The organism is Nesterenkonia sp. E16_10, assembly GCF_017347085.1.
In the GTDB taxonomy this organism is placed as follows: Bacteria; Actinomycetota; Actinomycetes; order Actinomycetales; family Micrococcaceae; genus Nesterenkonia.
The window spans coordinates 272293-290466 of the sequence record NZ_JADPSA010000001.1; the positions used below are offsets into that span (position 1 = coordinate 272293).

Sequence of the window (18174 nt, forward strand, 5' to 3'; positions counted from 1 at the left end):
TCCTTACTTGTCAGTCCGCGCGGAGTGCGCAAGTTCGGCGGCCTTGTCGGCGCCGGCGTCCATGGTGTCAGCGGTGGTGACCAGCGGGTGGTTCGCCGCTTCGAGAATGCGGCGCCCCTCCTCCACGTTGTTGCCGTCGAGGCGGACCACGAGCGGCTTGGTGGCGGAGTCCCCGAGGATCTCCAGGGCCTTCACGATGCCGTTGGCCACAGCGTCGCAGGAGGTGATGCCGCCGAAGACGTTGACGAACACGGACTCGACCTGCTCGTCACCGAGGATGACGTCCAGACCGTTGGCCATGACCTCGGCCGAGGCGCCGCCGCCGATGTCGAGGAAGTTCGCGGGCTTCACGCCGCCGTGGGCCTCGCCTGCGTAGGCCACCACGTCCAGGGTGGACATGACCAGACCGGCGCCGTTGCCGATGATACCGACCTGACCGTCGAGCTTGACGTAGTTCAGGTCGTTGGCCTTGGCCTTGGCCTCCAGCGGGTCCTCGGTCTGCTCGTCGACGAGCTCCGCGTGCGCCGGCTGACGGAACTCGGCGTTCTCGTCGATGGTGACCTTGCCGTCGAGCGCGATGATCTGCCCGTCGCCGGTCTTCACCAGCGGGTTCACCTCGACCAGGGTGGCGTCCTCCTTGGAGAAGACGTCCCACAGCTGGATGAACGCGTGGCTCAGCTGCTCGTGCTGTTCTTCAGGGAATCCGGCCTGCTCGGCGATCTCCTTGGCCTTGGCCGCATCGATGCCGGTGTTGGGATCGACGCTCACCCGGGCCAGCGCCTCGGGGCGCTCGACGGCGAGCTGCTCGATCTCCACGCCGCCCTCCTTGGAGCACATGACGAGGTAGTCGCGGTTGGCGCGGTCCAGCAGGATCGAGAAGTAGTACTCATCTGCAATGTCTGCACCCTGGGCGATCATCACGCGGTGCACGGTGTGCCCCTTGATGTCCATGCCCAGAATGGCTTCAGCATGCTGCTGCGCTTCATCGGCGCTCTTGGCAAGTTTGACGCCGCCGGCTTTGCCGCGGCCTCCGACCTTTACCTGAGCCTTGACGACGACGACGCCACCGATCTTCTCGGCGGCCGCCTTCGCTTCTTCCGGGGTCTGCGCCACGATTCCGGCCAGCACGGGAACACCGTGTGCCTCGAAGAGATCGCGCGCCTGGTACTCATACAGGTCCACGTGTGTGTCCTTCTACGTCGAAGTCATCTCTACATGTGAAGGCCGACGGCGCGGCGCGGTTCACGCGCAGCGCTCAGCTGACCTTCTCCAGTGGAGCATATCGCAGGAGAAGTCGCTTCTCGGACCCGGCGAAGCTCACCTTGGCCACGGTCTTGGCACCGGTTCCCTCGACCGCGAGCACCTCACCGACCCCGAAGCGCTTGTGGCTGACCCGGTCTCCGGGGCTCAGGCTGGGGATCTCACGATCCGGATCCACCTGGCTCGGCGCCGCGCCACGGGTGGCTCCGGGCAGCGAGGAGGAGGTCTTCGCGCTGTCGGCCGCGCCGTAGATGGTCGCGCCGGAGCGCGGTGCTCCGGAGCCGTAGGAGTTCGATCCCGAGCCCCAGCCGCCGCTGAGGCTGCCGGCGCCGCCCTGGATCGAGCCGCCGAAGCCGGCGGAGCCGAAGCCTGGGGAGCCGAATCGGGGGCCGCGCGAGGAGGTGGAGGACCCGGCGCTGACCTCGATGAGCTCCTCGGGGATCTCACCGAGGAACTGGCTGGGCGGGTTGAACTGGTGCTGGCCCCACAGGTGCCGGGACTCGGCCCGGGAGAGGTAGAGCCGCTGCCGGGCGCGGGTCAGGCCCACGTAGGCCAGCCGGCGCTCCTCGGCGAGCTCCTCGGGATCCGACATCGACCGCGAGTGCGGGAAGATGCCGTGCTCCATGCCGGTGAGGAAGACCACCGGGAACTCCAGGCCCTTGGCGGTGTGCAGGGTCATCAGGGTGACCTGTCCCTGCTCCACGGCCAGCCGCTGGGACTCCTCGTCACCGGCCGAGGGGATCGCGTCGGCGTCGGCGACCAGGGAGACCTGCTCCAGGAAGTTCGCCAGCGCGCCGGGGCCCTCCTGCAGCTCGGTCCCGGCGAGACCTGCCTCGCCCTGCTCCCTGGTCACGGCCCCGGCCTCGGCCTCGGCCTCGGCCTCGAGGAAGTCATCACCCTGCACGACTCCCCCGGCGGTGTCCCCGGCGGTGTCTCTGGCCGAGTCTGCCGCGGCGGCCTCGGTCTCGTACTCCTTGACCACTGCCACCAGCTCACCGAGGTTGTCCGCCCGGGACTCGTCCTGGAGGTCCTTGGACTGGCGCAGCGCTTCGAGCATGCCGGACTGTTCCAGCACGGCTTCGAGTACCACCGAGGGCCGGCCGTCCTGGTTGAGCTGGATCAGGTCATCGATCATCCGCACGAAGGAGGCGATCGCCTTCAGCGAGCGGGTCGCGATCCCGGGGGCATCCTCGGCTCGGCGCAGCGCCTCCAGGAAGGTGGTGCGGTCCCGGGTGGCCAGCGTGGCCACGGCCCCCTCGGCGCGCTCCCCGATCCCGCGTTTGGGCTCGTTGAGGATCCGGCGCAGGTTGACGTCGTCGTCGGGGTTGTTGACCACCCGCAGGTACGCCAGCGCGTCCTTGATCTCTTTGCGGTCGTAGAACCGGGTGCCGCCGATGACCCGGTACGGGATGCCCCGGTTGATCAGCCGCTCCTCCAGCGAGCGCGACTGCGCGTTGGTCCGGTAGAACACCGCGACGTCGGAGGGCCGGATCCCGTGCTCGTCACCGAGCGAGTCGATGGTGCGCGCGATCCATTCGGCCTCGTCGTTCTCCGAGGGGGCCACGTGCAGCACCACCGGAGAGCCCTCGCCGAGCGCGGTCCAGAGCTTCTTCTCGGTCCGGTTCGGGTTCTGTGAGATCACCGCGTTCGCGGCGTTGAGGATGGTCTGCGTGGAGCGGTAGTTCTGCTCCAGCTTGATCGTGGTGGCGTCGGGGTAGTCGCGCGCGAACTCCACGATGTTGCGGATGTCGGCGCCGCGGAAGGCGTAGATGGACTGGTCCGAGTCGCCCACCACGGTCAGCTCCGCGCCGGGCGTGGGGACCTGGGCCATGGCGTCGGCGGTGGTCTCGGCGGGGCCGGCAGGGCTGGTGGGGCCGGTGAGCTGGCGGACCAGTCGGTACTGGGCGTGGTTGGTGTCCTGGTACTCATCGACCAGCACGTGGCGGAATCGCCGGCGGTAGCTGTCCAGGATCCGCGGGAAGGCGTCGAACATGTAGACGGTCTCGGCGAGCAGGTCATCGAAGTCGTAGGCGTTGGCCGCGCGAAGCCGTTCGCTGTACTCCCGGTAGACGGTGGCGACCGCCTCGGAGAACGGCTCGTGGGCCGCGGTGGACTGGAACTGATCGGCGTCGATGAGTTCGTTCTTCAGCGCGGAGATCTTGTTCTTCAGCGCCCGTGGGGCGAACCGCTTCGGGTCCAGGTCGTGGGACTTCGCGATGGTGGTGATCAGCCGCAGCGAATCGGCGCTGTCATAGATGGTGAATGTGGTGCGGCGCCCCAGATGGGCGGCCTCCGCGCGCAGGATCCGCACACAGGAGGAGTGGAAGGTGGAGATCCACATGCGCTCAGCGGGCGGCCCGATCATCTCCGCGATGCGGTCCTTCATCTCTCGGGCGGCCTTGTTGGTGAAGGTGATCGCCAGGATCTCGTGCGGGCGGGCGGACCCGCTGCGCAGCAGGTGGACCACCCGACGGGTCAGCACCCGGGTCTTGCCGGAGCCGGCTCCGGCGACGATCAGCAGCGGGGAGCCCGAGTGCAGCACGGCCGCCTGCTGTTCCGGGTTCAGCTCGGCGACGGCGTCGGCGGGGGCCGGTGCGGCAGGCGCCTGGTCCTGCTGCAGCACAGCGGGGCCGCCGTCGTCCTGGGCGGCGGAGCTGGCTGCATCGCTGGACCCGGCAGGTCGGCGCGGACGATCGGCGGGGGTGGCTTTCGGCGGGGTGAAGAGGAAATCCATGGTGGCCCCAGTCTAAGCGTCGGAGCTGACACCGACTCGGCGCGTGGGCGGGCGAACCTCTGCCAGACTGGAGGCGAAGCGGATCTATCCAGGAGGGTCATGTCCAAGCGGCGCAAGAAGGTGCGGGGCAACCCTGCACGCGAGGTCACGGAGCAGGAATCCTCAGGGGCTCCTGGAGCTCCGGGCGGGCTTCGGGCATTTCGTCAGGCGCGCCGCGAGGGTCGAGACCTCTCCGTGACGCCGAAGCGGCGCGACGACGTCCAGGACGGGTATCTCAGCGCAGCCAGCCGGCGCGCCGGTGAGGGCACCGACTCCAACCCACACCTGCTGCTCTACGCGCTCCTGGGGCTGACGGTCTTCCTCTTCGTCTATCTGCACCTCTATGCGCTGCCGCAGATGAACTATTTCGCCGGCGGCTTCTCGATGCCGGACAGCCGACCCTTCGGCTACTCGGTGGAAGACATCGAGCGGCTGCGCAGCGTCATGGACTCCGACGGGACCGGGCAGCTGAGCTTCTTGCACCGCACCGCAGGCATCCTGTTCCCACTGTCCTTCCTGCTCTGCAGCTGGGCCGTGGTCGGGCTGGTCATGCGCCGCGGAGTCTTCCGCTGGTTCGTGCTCGCCGGGGCGGTGCTCTTCGCGGCGGCGGACATCACAGAGAACTTCCTGATCGACCGGGTCCTCACCATGCAGCCGCTGGACGAGGGCCTCGTGGCGGTCGCCTCGGGCTTCACCATGGCCAGCTGGGCGCTGCTGATCATTCTCGGGGCCGTGGTGATCGGCTCAGTGGTGATGAGCCTGATCCGCCGGGTCGTGGAACGGCCCTAGACCGAGGCCGGCCGCCGCAGCGGCGAACCTCTCCCCGATGAACCGGTGCGTCGTCGCATCGGGATGCAGGTTGTCGGGAAGCGGGTGCTGGGCGCTGTCCTTCTCGGAGTAGAGGACGCGGCCATCGAGATAGTGCAGATTCGGGTCCGAGGAGCTGCGCTGCTGCACCACGCGGACGAGTTCTGCTCGAATCACGTTCAGGGTGAGCTTGCCCGCCGCACTCTCAGCGGGGTCACCCGTCGCGGTGAATCTCATGGTGCCCTGCGCGATCGCTTCGAGGTCGAAGGCGCCCGGTCCCGGGGTGTCCTCGTGGATGCCGCAGTGGATCGGGGAGATGAGCAGCAGCGGGGTGTCCGGGTGGCCTTCTCGGATGGTGTCCAGGAAGCCATGGACCGAGGGGCCCAGGGCGCGCAGCCGCATCAGGTCCCGATTGACCAGGTTGATTCCCAGCTTGAGACTGATGACGTCCGCCGGGAGGTCTCGGATGGTGCGCGCCACGAAGGGATCGAGCAGCGCGCTGCCCCCGAAGCCCAGGTTGAGCAGATCCAGCTGTGCCGCATGCGCTGCCACCGCCGGCCATGTCCCGGTGGGGCGGGCGGCGTTGGAGCCCTGGCTGATCGAGCTGCCGTGGTGCACCCAGCGCGAACGCGCGGCCTGGACCGGCTCGACCGGCGCGTCGGCGCGCAGCGCGAGGACCTCCGTGGCCTCTTGGTGCGGCAGCCAGAGTTCGAGCGTCTTCATTCCGGGCGCGAGCCCCGCGAAGCTGGCGGTGTGGGGCTCGCCGACCTGACTCTCGGTGGCCCCGTTGGTCATGTCCACCACCATCGTGGTCCCGCCCGTCATCGTTGAATGCCCGATCACCTCGCCATTCAGGACTAGTTCGACCACGCCGTCAGGGCGAGCAGGAACACCGGCATAGAGCGTCCGCGAGCGCCGAGTGTCCAGCTCGATCGTGGTCGCGGGGGTGCGCAGGACCATGCGAACGCCAGACGACTGGGCCTCCACCATCGTCATCTGCGCATCGGTGTTCCGCGCGCGGGCCCACGCGGGCAGCCGGTGAGCCAGGAAGGCGCGACCGGTGTCCTCGAGTTCGACGGCACCATGGAAGAGCGACCGGGTCAGCGGCACTGCGGTGAGGGCTGGCAGGGTCATGGGGATCCTTTATCTGCTTGGGAGGGCGGGGAGGCGGTGGGCCAGCTGGTCAGGACGGCATCGAGCGCGTCGACGATCCGGGGCCAGCTCTCCGCCGCCAAGGGGGAACTGTGGTCGAAGCTGCCGTTGAGCTCCAGAGTGATGAACCCGCGCAGGGTGCTGCCCAGCATTCGCACGGCATGCACCTGCTCAGCAGCATCCAACCCATAACCGCGCAGAACTGCCTCGCTGAACCGTGCGTGCCGGGGCCCTGCGCTGGCCGTTGCCGTCTGGGCGTCCAGAGGCGTCGATGAAGCCTCGAACCGGCCAGGATGCTGGCGCGCGTAGTCCCGGTAGGCGTTCGCGAGTCCTTCCAGCGCGTCGCGCCGCGACCGGCCGGCTATCGCGTCGCCTGCCCGGTCTGCCATCTCGGCCAGCGCAAGCACGCTCACACAGCGCCGCAGCTCCGCGGTGCTGCGCACATGTGAATACAGGCTCGGCGTCTGCACGCCGCAGCGCCGCGCAACCTCGGCGAGGGTGACCCGGGCGAATCCGATCTCGTCGGCCAGCTCAGCCCCGGTGCGCGCGAGGCGTTCTCGGGTGAGTCCTGCCCGCGCCATAGATCTCCCTCCAGGTTCAGCAACCTGACACCATTGAAACTATTGGGATTAGGATACTCCCTATGCATAACAGGATGTGAATCTCCGCACGGACTGGAACCTCGCCTGCCCGGGTAGCTTCGGAGAACTGTGACCCAGGTAGGATGGTGCGGTGCCGCGCTGGACCCACGGCATCCGCGGTGATCCTCACCGCGCAGCCCTCCGTAGCTCAGGGGATAGAGCACCGCTCTCCTAAAGCGGGTGTCGCAGGTTCGAATCCTGCCGGGGGGACCAGAGAAACACTGGTCAGCGCATCGGGCCACAGGGTTGACCGCCTCTCACCTGTTCCCCAGGTGGCCTGCTCCACCCTGGACGGGAACGACGACGGCGCAGCCTGCCGGTCATGGATTCACCCTCCCGGGGTTCCTCACCGGTGGCGCGGATCCCATCCGGAGACCTCGGACCGGGTGCAGTGTCGCAGAACACATCTACAGTGGACCTAGCCGGCCCGCTCAGGACCGGGGCTACCTAGAGGAGAGCGACATGTCCGAGAGCAATTTCCAGGATGAGGTCCTGCACAAGCTTCGGTCGCTGGAAGAGTCGATCCAGAGGCTTGAAGGCGAACTGCGTCTGGTCAAGAACTACCAGCAGTGCTTGGGAGAAGAACACACGGACTACACCACCCGAGGCTGAATCCAGCAACAGCGTGGACAGAGATGTGCTGCTGCGGATCTCACGAGAGGGCCGGCCCCGAGGACCGGCCCTCTCGCATGTCTGAGGGCACGAGAGATGCAGACTTCCTCGCAGCACGAGTCACAGGGTCGGCTCCCCCGGGGCGCCCCAGATCAGAGGCCGAGATGGCGCCGGAGCGGCTCGGCCCGCTCGGCTCGTCCCATCAGCCGGTAGGCCAGGAGCCAATCCTCCGGGCGGGCCATCCTCAGGCCCCTCCACGCATGGCCCGGTCTGGCCGGAATCCTCACGACCCGACCGCTCGACTGAAGGGCGAAGCCGATCAGCACGTCGATGCTGTGATCCCCGGCCTCGGCCTGGATCGCGGCGGTCGTGTGGAAGATCCCGGACCGCTCCCGCGGCTGGTGCGGCAGGCCCAACGCGTCCAGCACCTGTTCCACGGCCGGCACCGGGTCGACCCGGCGCCCGTCCTCCGTGTCCGCATCCGCGCTTGCATCCGCATCCGTATCCGCATCCGTATCCGCATCTGCATCCACATCGATCACCAGGTCCCAGTCCTGGACCGTGTCGATGAGTCCGAGGCTGGCCAGGAGCCCGGATCCGCCGATCACACTTTCGATCCCGGCCTCGCTCAGCGCCGCCTGCAGCCGGGTCACGGTCTGCAGCGGCGGGATGGACAAGCCAGCCGGGGATGAGAGACCGGGTGAGCGCGCCATGAGGCCACGATATCGCCGCCGGGTGTGACTTTGCCCCGGATCAGGAATCGAAGCCCTCGCTGCGCGGTTGCTCTGTGCAGAACAGATCGGGTGGCCCCGGAACGGGCCGCGCCGAGAACCTCGCAGACAAGGACCCGCTCCATGACTTCTTCCGCCCAGGCCAGCCCGGTGCAGGACCAGCTCTTCTCTCCGCTCTCGCTCGGCGCCATCGAGCTGCGCAACCGGCTCGTGATGGCTCCGCTGACCCGCATCCGGGCCGGCGAGGACGGGGTGCCGAACCAGATGATGGTCGAGTACTACACCCAGCGCGCCTCGCTCGGCCTGATCGTCACCGAGGGCACCTTCCCGGTGATCGAGGGCCGCACCTGGATCGGGCAGCCCGGGCTGCAGACCGCCGAGCAGGTCGCCGGCTGGCGCAGGGTCACCGAGTCGGTGCACGCCGCCGGAGGCAAGATCATCGCCCAGATCATGCATGGCGGCCGCATCGGCCATGAGCTGATCTCCGGCACCGGCCGCGTCGTCGCACCCAGTGCGCTTGCCGCCCCCGGCGAGATCCGCACACCTGAGGGCAAGGCGCCGCACCCGGTGCCGCATGCGCTGAGCGCCGAGGAGGTCACCCAGACCATCGCCGACTTCACCCAGGCCTCGCGCAACGCGATCGAGGCGGGCTTCGACGGGGTCCAGCTCCACGGCGCCAACGGCTACCTGCTCCACGAGTTCACCGCCCCGGGGTCCAACACCCGCACCGACGGCTACGGCGGCTCCCCGGAGAACCGCGCCCGGCTCTCGGTGGAGGTCGCGGCCTCGGTCTCCGAGGCGATCGGCGCAGACCGCACCGGCATCCGACTCTCCCCGCAGCACAACATCCAGGGCGCCCTGGAGCAGGACCACGACGACGCGCTGGCCACCTACCGCTCGATGGCGGAGGGCTTCGCCCCCTTGGGGCTCAGCCACATCGATGTGCTCAATGCCGACCCCGCGAGCGAGATCGTGCAGCTGATCCGCAGGGTCTCCGGCGCCCCGCTGATCGCCAACTCCGGCTTCGGGGTGCAGACCACGCGGGAGGAGGCCATCCGGCTGGTGGAGCAGGATCTCGCCGAGGCCGTGGGCGTGGGCCGCTCGGTCATCGCCAACCCGGATCTGGCCCGTCGCTGGGAGCTGGGACTTCAGGAGAACCAGCCCGATCCCAGCACGTTCTACGTGGGCGGCGAGCGCGGCTACACCGATTACCCGGCGCTGCAGGACGCGACCCTGCGGAACTGATCCCCGCAGACCCGGGCTCAGGCGGTTCAGGCCAGCGGCAGGCGCAGACCCAGGTGTGCCGCGCCCGGCGCATGGATCGTCAGCGGGGCGATGGCGCCGTCGAGTTCGACCTCGTAGTCGCCGAGGAACCCTTCGAAGTGCAGGCGCCCTGCCTCGTCGGTGCGCAGCGGGGTCTCGGGCATCCACCACTCGCCCTTGATCAGCTGGTGCAGCCGGTCATAGGCGGGCTTGGGGCTGCCGTCCCGCCGGAGCAGGCCACCGGGCGCGTTGAGCCACATCCCCTGATCCGGCAGACCCCAGTAGGTCAGTGACTCCACCGAGGGATGCCCCAGCAGTCGGCGGTAGTGGGCCTCGACCTCTTCGGCCTGGCGCGCCTCGCCCTCCTCGGTGGAGGGCCACTGTTCGGGCGAGACCTGCCAGTCGTTGAGGTCCGTGATGTCCGCGGGCACGGGGGCACCGGAGAGGATCGTGGTCTCGGTGAAGTGGATCGGGATGTTGAAGCGGGAGAAGCGCTCCAGCACCTGCAGCGTCTTCTCCTCACCCCAGGCGCCCTGGTGCATATGAGACTGCAGACCGAGCCGGTCGATCTGGATCCCTGCCTCCAGGGCCGCCTCGATGAGGCATTCGTAGGCGGTGGACATGTCGAAGTCATTGAGCAGCAGCGTGATGTTCGGGTTCGCCGCACGCGCCTCCTCGAAGGCCAGCCGCATCATCGCGACCCGTCCCTTCTGGCGGGCCAGGGTGGTGACCCCGTTGGGCTCCGCGGGGAACACCGGCATGATGACGACCTCGTTGATCGCGTCCCAGGTGTCGATCACCCCGGCGAAGTCCCGGACCTCGCGGCGGATCCGATCGCGCAGCGCCTGGTCGATCTGCTCGACCTCCAGCTCCATCAGCCACGGCGCGCTCAGCGTGTGCCAGAGCAGCGGGTGGCCCTTGACGCCGATGCCGCGATCCTTGAACCATCGCGCGGCGGTGAGCAGCTCGGCGGTCTTCGGCTCACCCCGCACCGCTTCGAACCGGCCCCAGTAGAAGGGCAGCGTGGCCCTGTTGAACAGCGCCAGCCAGCGCTGGGCGAACGCGGCGTCTGCGGCGGCATCCTGGGAGCGACCATTGATCCAGTCGATCAGCTCGAACCCGATGCAGCCGAACCCGAAGGCGTGGTCACGCTGGCGCACCAGCACGTCCCGGTCGGGCAGCGGAGCCCCGGTGGCATCGCTGAGGGTCAGCGTGGTCTGGGATCGGCGGTGCACCAGGCTGGGGTCATAGCTGCGCGAAGGTGCCGGGGCGGTGAACAGCGAGGTCATGGCTCAAGTCTGCCACGCCCCTGTGATCCGGTGCACAACGGCTCATCGCAGGCGCCTGAACCCTTCGGTCTTCTTCGCCGACCCGGAGACCAGGATGATGTCATCGGCGGCCAGCACGGTCTGCGCCGTCGCCGGCTCCCAGCCGGTCTCGGCGTGCTTGACCGCGGTGATCGTGACCCCGTGGCGCTTTCGCACATCGAGTGCGCCCAGTTCCCGGCCCAGGAGCCCCTGCGGCGGCGTGGTCTTCGCCAGCGCGTAGTCCTCGTCGATCAGGATGTAGTCCTGCAGGCTTCCGCGCACCATATGCGCCACCCTCCGTCCCATGTCCTGTTCCGGGAAGACGATGTGGCGCACCCCGAGCTGCTCCAAGATCGCCCGGTGCGGCTCGCTGACCGCCTTCGCCCACAGTTCGGGGATGTCGAACTGCAGCATCATCGAGGTGACCAGGATGCTGGCCTCCAGGTTCGAGGAGATCGCGATCACCACATGGTCGAACTCGTCCACGGCGAGCTGCCGCATGGCCTCCTCGCTGGTGACATCTGCCGCGACCACGTGGGTGAGCCGCCCGTTGAGCGCCTGCACCACGGATTCTTCGCGATCCACCCCGAGCACCTCGGTGCCATGGGCCATCAGCTCCAGGGCCAGCGCTCGACCAAACCGTCCCAGGCCGATCACCGCCACCGAGTCGGGGCCAGCGACCTCACGGGGATCGGTTCCTCCGAAGAGCTTGAAATTAACCAATGATCGGCCTTTCCTTGGGCAGTTCATACATGGTGCGGCGCTCGCGCAGTGCCAGCGCCGAGGCGAAGGTGATCGGGCCGATTCGGCCGATGAACATCAGCAGCGCCAGCAGCAGCTGACCCGCCAGCGGGAGCTCCGCGGTGATCCCGGTGCTCAGTCCCACGGTGGAGAACGCCGAGACGGTTTCGAAGAGCACCACATCCAGCGGAAGTCCGCTCAGGTGCATCAGTGCTCCGGTGGAGAGGATGATCAGTCCCCCGGCCAGCACGACGACGGCGATGGCCTGCCGATGCACCGCCCGTGAGAGCCGCTTGCCGAAGATGTTCACGGCGGCGTCCCCGCGCAGCTCGGTGTAGACCACGAACAACAGCACTGCGAAGGTGGTCACCTTGATCCCTCCGGCGGTCCCGGCAGGTGCGCCGCCGATGAACATCAGCAGGTCCATGCCCAACCAGGTGGTCGGTTCCATCGAGGAGATGTCCAGGCTGTTGAAGCCCGCGGTGCGCGTCTGCACCGACTGGAAGAAGCTGGCCAGCAGCTTCTGCGGCCAGGACAGCGGACCCAGCGTGGCGGGGTTCGACCATTCCAAGGCCAGGACCATCATCGTGCCCAGCATCAGCAGCACCCCGGTGGCCCAGAGCACGATCCTGGTGTGCATCGACCACAGCCGCGGGGTGCGGAACCGGCGGCGCAGCTGAAGGATCACCGGGAAGCCCAGACCACCGAGGATGATCGCGGCACAGATCCCCAGCCCGATCACCGGATCGGTGACGAAGCCCATCATGGAGTCGGGGTAGAGCGCGAAGCCGGCATTGTTGAAGGCGGAGACGGCGTGGAAGACGCCGTGCCAGACCGACTCCCCCAGGCTCATCCCGTAGCCGAGGTGGAACCGCAGGGCCAGGATGAGCGCGAGCGAGATCTCGATGATCAGCGAGATCTTGATGATCCCTCTGATGAGCGAGGGCAGGTCCGCCAGGCCCAGGCTCTTGGCCTCAGTGGCGGCGAGCAGCTTCGAGCGCAGCGAGAGCCGTCCCAGCACCACCAGTCCCACGACCGTCGCGAAGGTCATGACCCCGAAGCCGCCGAGCTGGATGAGCACCAGGATGACGATCTGCCCGAAGGTGGAGAAGTGGGTGCCGGTGTCCACCACGGTGAGCCCGGTGACGCAGAGCGCGGAGGTCGCGGTGAAGAGCGCGTGGATGAGGTCGGTCTCCTCCCCCGGCGCCGTCGCGGCGGGGAGGAGCAGAAGCCCCGTTCCGGCGGCGGTGGCCAGCAGGAAGCCGAGGAAGATCAGCTGCACCGGACGGATCCGGCGAAGCAACACCCGCTGATCAGCGGGCAAGGGTTGATTCACAAGGCTGAACTGTAGACCTGGGGCGACCCGGCGGCAAGCACTCAGGGCATGTGATGCTCGCCACGACGGCGGCTCATCCGGTGGGCACGCAAAAAGACCGGCCCCCCGATCTCGCAGAAGCGATTTCAGGGGGCCGGTCTCTTGAGGTTCTGTTCATCGAACCCGAGATGCTCAGCGTTCGACGGCTAGAGCGCCGTCGTCGGCGAACTCAGTGAAGCTCAGAGGGGGTTGACGTTCTCAGCCTGAAGACCCTTGGGGCCGCGGGCGGTCTCGAACTCAACCTTCTGGTTCTCCTCGAGGGAACGGAAGCCGGAAGTGGTGATCGCGCTGAAGTGCACGAAGACATCGTCTGAACCGTCTTCGGGGGCGATGAAGCCGTAGCCCTTTTCAGCGTTGAACCATTTAACTGTGCCTGTAGCCATGATGTTTCCTTAATATACTTGCTCTTGCTACGCATCGATCTCACGATGCATGTTCCGCCACCAACCTGGCCGGTCGATTGCGGTGACCACTTGGGCGACCGCATAGGTGTAGAAGCCCTTGTAGTACTCCGTCAGCCTACGCTAATAATCGGCTGGGGTCACTACCAGTCTTGGCCAGGCCTCGAATCGGAGCCTCATCGGCCTGCGCACCGTGGTCATGGCTGCTCGTCCTGCATGTCCACGCGCTGGAAATGGGTGTAGAGATTGATCGACCCGCCCCGGGAGAACCCGGCCAGGGTCAGCCCGGAGCGGTCGGCGAGGTCCACCGCCAACGAGGACGGCGCTCCCACCGCGCTGAGCATCTCGATTCCAGCCAGGGCCGCCTTCTGCACGAGCTCGAAGGAGGCTCGCCCGGAGACCTGCAGCACGGTGCCGCTCAGCGGGAGCCGACCCTGGGTCAGTGCCCATCCGACCACCTTGTCCACAGCGTTGTGCCGGCCGACATCCTCTCGCAGGCACAGCAGCGCGCCCTCGGCGTCGAAGAGCCCGGCGGCATGGACTCCCCCGGTCTTGCCGAACAGCGCCTGCTTCTCGCGCATCAGCTCGGGCAGCGCGAGCAGGGTCTCCTGGCGCAGCTGCAGCATCTCGGGCCTGCGTGGCGGCAGGGTCTTCTCCACCGCGTCGATGGAGGTGGTCCCGCAGATCCCGCAGGCGGAGGTGGTGAGGACATTGCGGGTGCGCAGCAGCGAGGTCGGAGCCAGGGCGGGATCGAGCTCGGCATCGATGACGTTATAGGTCTGATTCCCCTGCTCATCGGTGCCGGCGCAGTACCGCAGGCTGCGAAGGTGCTCCTGGGAGCTGATGATCCCCTCGGCGACCAGGAACCCGGCGACCAGCTCGAAGTCATGCCCGGGGGTGCGCATGGTCACGGTGAAGGACTCCCCGGCCAGGCGCAGCTCAAGCGGCTCCTCCACCGCGATCAGGTCGATCTTGCTGCGGGTGCCGCCCGCACGCAGGGTGAGCACGCGTCGGCGATCGGTCAGTCGTCCCATTCGAAGTCTTCTCCTCGTTGTCCAGGCACCAAGAGGCAGTCCACCGGATCGCCCGGCGCCAGTCCGCCCTCGGGCACGATCGCCAGCGCCTGCGACTGGGCCAGACCGCGCATCATGTGCGAGCGGCTGTGACCGGCGGGCAGCACACCCTCGGGGCTCCGCCGCACGGGCAGCAGCCGGACGCCACGTCGAGCTCCGGGGAGCCGGACTCCCGCGGTGAGACGCAGGGTGGGCGTGCGCTCCGCGGCGGGAACTCCGCGCAGTGCTCGCAGCAGCGGCACTCCCAGCGCGGTCAGCGCGGAGAATCCGGCCAACGGGTTCCCGGGCAGACCGAGCAGGTACAGAGGCTCCTTGCGGCGGGGCAGCCGAGCCAGCAGCACCGGGTGACCTGGACGCATGTCCACCGAGTCCACGGTGAGCTCGGCGCCGAGGGCGTGCAGAGCCGGTCGCAGCGCGTCGGCACGGGAGTGCGCGGTGCCGCCGCTGGTGATGATCAGATCGGCGCTCCCGGCCTCGGAGATCTGCCGGAGTGTGGCTGCGAGTGTCTCGGGATCGTCGCCGAGCCGCTGGGCCGCCACCCCGGCGGCTCCCATCTCTTGGAGCATCTGTGGCAGCGCCAGACCGAAGACGTCACGCACCTCACCGGGCGCCGGTGTCCCGCTGGTGGTGACCTCCGCGCCGGTGAGCACCAGCTGCACGCGAGGGCGGCGGATGACGGCGAGCTGGTCGTGACCGGCGACGGCGGCCACGGCGGCTCGCGCCGGGGTGAGCACGACCCCGGCTGGCACCAGCTGGTCTTCGGCGCGGCATTCCGCGCCGGCGGAGCGGACATTGCGCTGCGGGGCGGTGTCGGGGCTGGTGCTCAGGGCTCGGAGCCGAGGCCCCTCGGTGATCCCATGCTCGGTGCGCAGCACCGAATGGGTTCCCGTCGGGACCACGGAGCCGGTGACCACCTCGGTGGCCTCTCCTGGCAGCAGCGGGGCCGGTCGGTCGGCCGGGCTGTTTGCCTGCTCGGGGCGCAGCGACCACTCGGGCTCACCGGCGGAGCTGCTCAACGGCTCTGCGGCCAGGGCCCACCCGTCCATGGCGGAGGTGGAGGCATGCGGGATGTCCTGCAGCGCCCGGACCGGGTCCAGCAGCACGCCGCCTATCGCCTCCTGGAGGGTCAGCCGGTCTGCGCCCAACGGATCCGCGGCGGCCGCTCGCTCCCGAGCCTGCGTCAGGGTGATCATTCGAGTGCGGGGCTGCCTCAGCCCACAGCTCCGGATCGGCGCTCCAGCAGCTGTGCCGCGACCCGGGAGGCGGCGCGGGAGGCGGTCTGGAAGTCTGCCTGCCCCGTGGCCTCGGCCAGCCCGGCGACGTAGCCGATGAGGTAGGTGGTCACCGGCGCGGCAGGGCGGACCACGGTGTGCGCCGCCTGGCCGGCCAGGGCCAGGACGGCGTCGATGTCGATCTCGATGCCATCGACTTCGAGATGATGCGCGAGCTCCTTGATCCAGAGCTCGATGGATTCATGCGATTGCGCTGCTTCTGCCGTCATGGCGACTCCTTGATCGATGCTGCTTCCAGAGTCTCATAACCGGGCTCTCAGGGCAGGCGCATTCCGAGTCGATGGGCGTCATGCAGCGTGTCCACATCCTCGCTGACTCCGGGCGGGACCACCGGTCGGCGCAGCCTCGCGGCCTCCTCCAGACCCTGCAGCAACCATCGGAGCGGACGGTCCTCGGGCTCGGAGGGTGAGAGCCCTGCGACCCGGCCGAAAAGCCAGTCGGTGGGCACGGCGCTGCTGAGGTACTGCTGCCGCCCGGAAGCATCACTGGGCAGCACCGCGATGGGCTTCTCGACGTCGGGGCTCTCGACGTCGGGCTGCTCAAGCTCGCCGAGGAGCCAGTCCAGCAGGGCTGCAGGCTCGGTCAGGTCGACCGCCAGCAGCAGGGTCCACCCGGCGGGGACCGCGTCTGCACCTTCACCCGAGGCAGACCCGGCGGTGCGAGCGGGCTCGGGGTATCGCATGAGGCGCTGCAGCGCTGCGGCTCCGGCGAGGACTCCTGCGGCGGGTCCGGCGAAGCGGGGGGCCTCGCGCACCAGCGGGACCGAGCCAGGGATCAGCGGCTCCAGCTCCGGTGGACCGACCACCACGGTGGCGATGTCTCGAACCTGGAGCTCGTGGATCCAGCGTTCGATCTGAGTCTGAGCTCCGCGGCGGAGCAGGGCCTTGTCCACCCCGCCCAGTCTGCTCCCGCGTCCTCCGGCGAGCAGGACCGCAGAGATTCCAGTCCCGGTGACCGCATCTGCGCCGGAGCGAGGCTCAGTGCGAGGAGGCATGGCTCAGAAATGGCATCCAGGCGTCCCGGGGCGCGTCGAGCTCCACCGGCATCCAGACGTGATGCGGGGGCGCCTGGGGGGTGATGCCCAGGGTCCAGCCGAGCTCGTCCAGAGTCTTGCTGCCCTTGCGCGCGTTGCAGGTCCCGCAGCAGGCGACCAGGTTCTCCCAGCTGGAGTCGCCGCCACGGGCCCGCGGGATCACATGGTCCACGGTGGCGGCCGGCCGGGCGCAGTAGGTGCACTGGCGACCGTCGCGGCGCAGGATGCTCCTTCGCGAGGGTGCCGCCGGGCGCCGGCGGGAGACTCTGACGTAGTGGTGCAGCAAGATGACCGCCGGACGTGGGACCAGCGAGGAGGGGGTGGTGATCGGGGCGTGGTCCTCGGCGAGCACGCTGGCCTTGCCGTGCATGACCAGCACGGCGGCGCGGCGTGAGGTGACCACGCTCAGCGGCTCGTAGCCTGCGTTGAGCACCAGTGTTCGCATATCGGGGCTCCCGTGCGTTCACCCCTGCTCGTCATGCTGCCGGTCAGTGCGCCTCAGCGCGCGTCTCGTCGCGGTCCTCACAGGGTTCCACAGCGTTCTGCTCTGCCTGTACAGGCTCAATATAGACCGTGCCGAGCATGATGCCCATTTGATGACGTGGCTTCCGGGGACACGAAAGCCGCAGGGCGCGATCCCTGGAAGGATCGCGCCCTGCGGCCGAGGTGTGTTGCACCGCCGAGGCGGCAGAAGCGTCAGTTGGCGCTGAGGAACATCGTGTTGGACCAGTACGGGGAGTCCAGCGGGTACTGGACGGTGCCCACGCGGGGGTTGTTCGCACCGATCAGCTGGCCGTTGCCCACGTAGATCGCGGCGTGGCTGCCACCGTTCTGGATGACGATGTCGCCCGGGGAGGGCGAGGAGACCTGGCGCATGGAGCCCATCATCGCGTAGGTGCTGCGAGGCACATCGATGCCGGCCTGGCCGTAGGCCCAGTTGATGAAGCCGGAGCAGTCCCAGCCCGAAGGTGAGGTGCCACCGAAGGAGTAGGGGTTGCCGAGGCCGGCGTAGGCTGCGCCCACGACCGAGCCGTTGCCGCCGCTGGAGGAGGCGGGAGACTCTTCCTGGGAAGGCGCGCTGGAGGCGACCTGAGTGTTGCCCTGCGAAGTCTGCTGGCCGCTGCTGCTCTGAGCCTGCCAGGTGTCTCCACCCTGCTGGCCGGTACTGGACTGCTGCTCCTGCGGAGCGGGCTCAGCCTGCGGCGCGGGCGCTTCCTGCTCGGTCGGCATCGGCATGGAGGCAGGAACGACCTCCTGCGCCTCTTCCACCACCGGAGCGGGCGCAGGCTCAGGTGCTGGCTCGGGATCAGGTGTCGGAGCGGGCTCTAACTCCACCACTGGTGCAGGGGTGGAGGTTACCATCGGACGGTCGAAGAAAAGCTCGCCGTCGGTGGATGCGCTCACGGCCACCGAGGAGCTGGTGCTGGCGCGCTCCACGCTGAGACCTGATGCGGTCACGTCCAGGGTGGTGACCTCAGGGGTGTCGATGTCGGTGCTGGCGTTCGCGGCGACTCCGGAGGAGATCACGAGGCCGGATGCGGCGACGGCGGCTGCCGCACCTCGTCCGACGGTGCCGGCGTTGGATGCCACGGCCTTTGCCAGTGATGGCTTGGCCTGGCGGCGCCGGTCACGGCGTGAGACGAAAGTCATGTCTGTCACTTCTCTGGAAACCTCTCCCTGTAGTTGCGGGGCCGCCTGGTGTGAAGTGTGAGC

The 18174-nt window shown here is 68.4% G+C and carries 18 protein-coding genes and 1 tRNA gene; 4 read left to right on the forward strand and 15 right to left on the reverse strand.

Translation table 11 applies throughout. The features are described 5' to 3' along the window. Positions 1-3: 3 nt before the first annotated feature. Positions 4-1182: an ADP-forming succinate--CoA ligase subunit beta gene (gene sucC / locus I2487_RS01290; RefSeq protein WP_207169982.1), complete on the reverse strand. Its 1179-nt coding sequence runs from the start codon at positions 1180-1182 to the stop codon at positions 4-6. A gap of 73 nt (positions 1183-1255) precedes the next feature. Then, positions 1256-3994, reverse strand: a complete 2739-nt coding sequence (locus I2487_RS01295; RefSeq protein WP_207169983.1) for an ATP-dependent helicase — start codon at positions 3992-3994, stop codon at positions 1256-1258. 99 nt (positions 3995-4093) lie between these two features. Here I2487_RS01295 and I2487_RS01300 point away from each other — a divergent pair, with 99 nt between their 5' ends. Next, entirely contained in the window at positions 4094-4822 is a 729-nt protein-coding gene (locus I2487_RS01300) for a hypothetical protein (protein ID WP_207169984.1), read from the forward strand. On the opposite strand, the gene I2487_RS01305 is transcribed toward I2487_RS01300, so the two are convergent. Together I2487_RS01305 and I2487_RS01310 are read right to left on the reverse strand one after the other, a co-directional pair. Then, a complete protein-coding gene (locus I2487_RS01305) occupies positions 4778-5974 on the reverse strand; it encodes an SGNH/GDSL hydrolase family protein (RefSeq protein ID WP_207169985.1) in 1197 nt (398 codons plus the stop codon). The genes I2487_RS01300 and I2487_RS01305 overlap by 45 nt on opposite strands. Further along, complete coding sequence (locus I2487_RS01310) at positions 5971-6573, reverse strand: TetR/AcrR family transcriptional regulator (RefSeq protein ID WP_207169986.1); 603 nt, start codon at positions 6571-6573, stop codon at positions 5971-5973. The genes I2487_RS01305 and I2487_RS01310 overlap by 4 nt, the downstream gene beginning before the upstream one ends. Before the next feature lie 197 nt (positions 6574-6770). Between I2487_RS01310 and I2487_RS01315 the strand changes: the two genes are divergently transcribed. Both I2487_RS01315 and I2487_RS01320 read left to right on the forward strand, forming a co-directional pair. Further along, a tRNA-Arg gene (locus I2487_RS01315) sits at positions 6771-6846 on the forward strand. A 249-nt stretch (positions 6847-7095) separates the two neighbouring features. Further along, positions 7096-7245, forward strand: a complete 150-nt coding sequence (locus tag I2487_RS01320; RefSeq protein ID WP_207169987.1) for a hypothetical protein — start codon at positions 7096-7098, stop codon at positions 7243-7245. A 152-nt stretch (positions 7246-7397) separates the two neighbouring features. Here the strand turns inward: I2487_RS01320 and I2487_RS01325 are convergent, their stop codons facing one another. Further along, entirely contained in the window at positions 7398-7958 is a 561-nt protein-coding gene (locus I2487_RS01325; RefSeq protein WP_207169988.1) for a hypothetical protein, read from the reverse strand. Positions 7959-8099: 141 nt separating this feature from the next. On the opposite strand from I2487_RS01325, the gene I2487_RS01330 reads away from it, so the two are divergent. Continuing rightward, positions 8100-9221 (forward strand): alkene reductase, encoded by a 1122-nt coding sequence (locus I2487_RS01330; protein WP_207169989.1) that lies wholly within the window; start codon positions 8100-8102, stop codon positions 9219-9221. 26 nt (positions 9222-9247) lie between these two features. Here the strand turns inward: I2487_RS01330 and I2487_RS01335 are convergent, their stop codons facing one another. From I2487_RS01335 to I2487_RS01380, 10 genes are all read right to left on the reverse strand, one after another. Next, positions 9248-10528 carry an endo-1,4-beta-xylanase gene (locus tag I2487_RS01335; RefSeq protein ID WP_207169990.1) on the reverse strand — a complete coding sequence of 427 codons (1281 nt, stop codon included), beginning with the start codon at positions 10526-10528 and terminating at the stop codon, positions 9248-9250. Positions 10529-10570: 42 nt separating this feature from the next. Next, positions 10571-11269: a potassium channel family protein gene (locus I2487_RS01340; protein ID WP_255545821.1), complete on the reverse strand. Its 699-nt coding sequence runs from the start codon at positions 11267-11269 to the stop codon at positions 10571-10573. Next, positions 11262-12611 carry a TrkH family potassium uptake protein gene (locus I2487_RS01345; RefSeq protein WP_255545822.1) on the reverse strand — a complete coding sequence of 450 codons (1350 nt, stop codon included), beginning with the start codon at positions 12609-12611 and terminating at the stop codon, positions 11262-11264. Before I2487_RS01345 ends, I2487_RS01340 begins: the two co-directional genes overlap by 8 nt. Positions 12612-12841: 230 nt before the next feature. After that, positions 12842-13045, reverse strand: a complete 204-nt coding sequence (locus I2487_RS01350; protein WP_036473143.1) for a cold-shock protein — start codon at positions 13043-13045, stop codon at positions 12842-12844. Positions 13046-13260: 215 nt separating this feature from the next. Beyond that, complete coding sequence (fdhD, locus tag I2487_RS01355) at positions 13261-14097, reverse strand: formate dehydrogenase accessory sulfurtransferase FdhD (RefSeq protein ID WP_207169992.1); 837 nt, start codon at positions 14095-14097, stop codon at positions 13261-13263. Then, positions 14085-15329 (reverse strand): molybdopterin molybdotransferase MoeA, encoded by a 1245-nt coding sequence (locus I2487_RS01360; protein WP_207172992.1) that lies wholly within the window; start codon positions 15327-15329, stop codon positions 14085-14087. Before I2487_RS01360 ends, fdhD begins: the two co-directional genes overlap by 13 nt. Positions 15330-15346: 17 nt before the next feature. Continuing rightward, complete coding sequence (locus I2487_RS01365; RefSeq protein WP_207169996.1) at positions 15347-15637, reverse strand: DUF6457 domain-containing protein; 291 nt, start codon at positions 15635-15637, stop codon at positions 15347-15349. Between the two features lie 47 nt (positions 15638-15684). Next, complete coding sequence (gene mobA / locus I2487_RS01370) at positions 15685-16422, reverse strand: molybdenum cofactor guanylyltransferase (protein WP_207169997.1); 738 nt, start codon at positions 16420-16422, stop codon at positions 15685-15687. Then, positions 16406-16906, reverse strand: a complete 501-nt coding sequence (locus I2487_RS01375) for an HNH endonuclease (protein WP_036473135.1) — start codon at positions 16904-16906, stop codon at positions 16406-16408. Before I2487_RS01375 ends, mobA begins: the two co-directional genes overlap by 17 nt. Before the next feature lie 251 nt (positions 16907-17157). Next, positions 17158-18111, reverse strand: coding sequence for a C40 family peptidase (locus I2487_RS01380; protein ID WP_207172993.1), 954 nt, complete (start codon positions 18109-18111; stop codon positions 17158-17160). Positions 18112-18174: the final 63 nt, after the last annotated feature.

Bases quoted from the DNA above. Each gene is read 5' to 3' on its own strand.
- I2487_RS01295 (WP_207169983.1), bottom strand. From the start codon at position 3,994: ATGGATTTCCTCTTCACCCCGCCGAAAGCCACCCCCGCCGATCGTCCG.
- I2487_RS01300 (WP_207169984.1), top strand. From the start codon at position 4,094: ATGTCCAAGCGGCGCAAGAAGGTGCGGGGCAACCCTGCACGCGAGGTC.
- I2487_RS01305 (WP_207169985.1), bottom strand. From the start codon at position 5,974: ATGACCCTGCCAGCCCTCACCGCAGTGCCGCTGACCCGGTCGCTCTTC.
- I2487_RS01310 (WP_207169986.1), bottom strand. From the start codon at position 6,573: ATGGCGCGGGCAGGACTCACCCGAGAACGCCTCGCGCGCACCGGGGCT.
- I2487_RS01320 (WP_207169987.1), top strand. From the start codon at position 7,096: ATGTCCGAGAGCAATTTCCAGGATGAGGTCCTGCACAAGCTTCGGTCG.
- I2487_RS01325 (WP_207169988.1), bottom strand. From the start codon at position 7,958: ATGGCGCGCTCACCCGGTCTCTCATCCCCGGCTGGCTTGTCCATCCCG.
- I2487_RS01330 (WP_207169989.1), top strand. From the start codon at position 8,100: ATGACTTCTTCCGCCCAGGCCAGCCCGGTGCAGGACCAGCTCTTCTCT.
- I2487_RS01335 (WP_207169990.1), bottom strand. From the start codon at position 10,528: ATGACCTCGCTGTTCACCGCCCCGGCACCTTCGCGCAGCTATGACCCC.
- I2487_RS01350 (WP_036473143.1), bottom strand. From the start codon at position 13,045: ATGGCTACAGGCACAGTTAAATGGTTCAACGCTGAAAAGGGCTACGGC.
- fdhD (WP_207169992.1), bottom strand. From the start codon at position 14,097: ATGGGACGACTGACCGATCGCCGACGCGTGCTCACCCTGCGTGCGGGC.
- I2487_RS01360 (WP_207172992.1), bottom strand. From the start codon at position 15,329: ATGATCACCCTGACGCAGGCTCGGGAGCGAGCGGCCGCCGCGGATCCG.
- I2487_RS01365 (WP_207169996.1), bottom strand. From the start codon at position 15,637: ATGACGGCAGAAGCAGCGCAATCGCATGAATCCATCGAGCTCTGGATC.
- mobA (WP_207169997.1), bottom strand. From the start codon at position 16,422: ATGCCTCCTCGCACTGAGCCTCGCTCCGGCGCAGATGCGGTCACCGGG.
- I2487_RS01375 (WP_036473135.1), bottom strand. From the start codon at position 16,906: ATGCGAACACTGGTGCTCAACGCAGGCTACGAGCCGCTGAGCGTGGTC.
- I2487_RS01380 (WP_207172993.1), bottom strand. From the start codon at position 18,111: ATGACTTTCGTCTCACGCCGTGACCGGCGCCGCCAGGCCAAGCCATCA.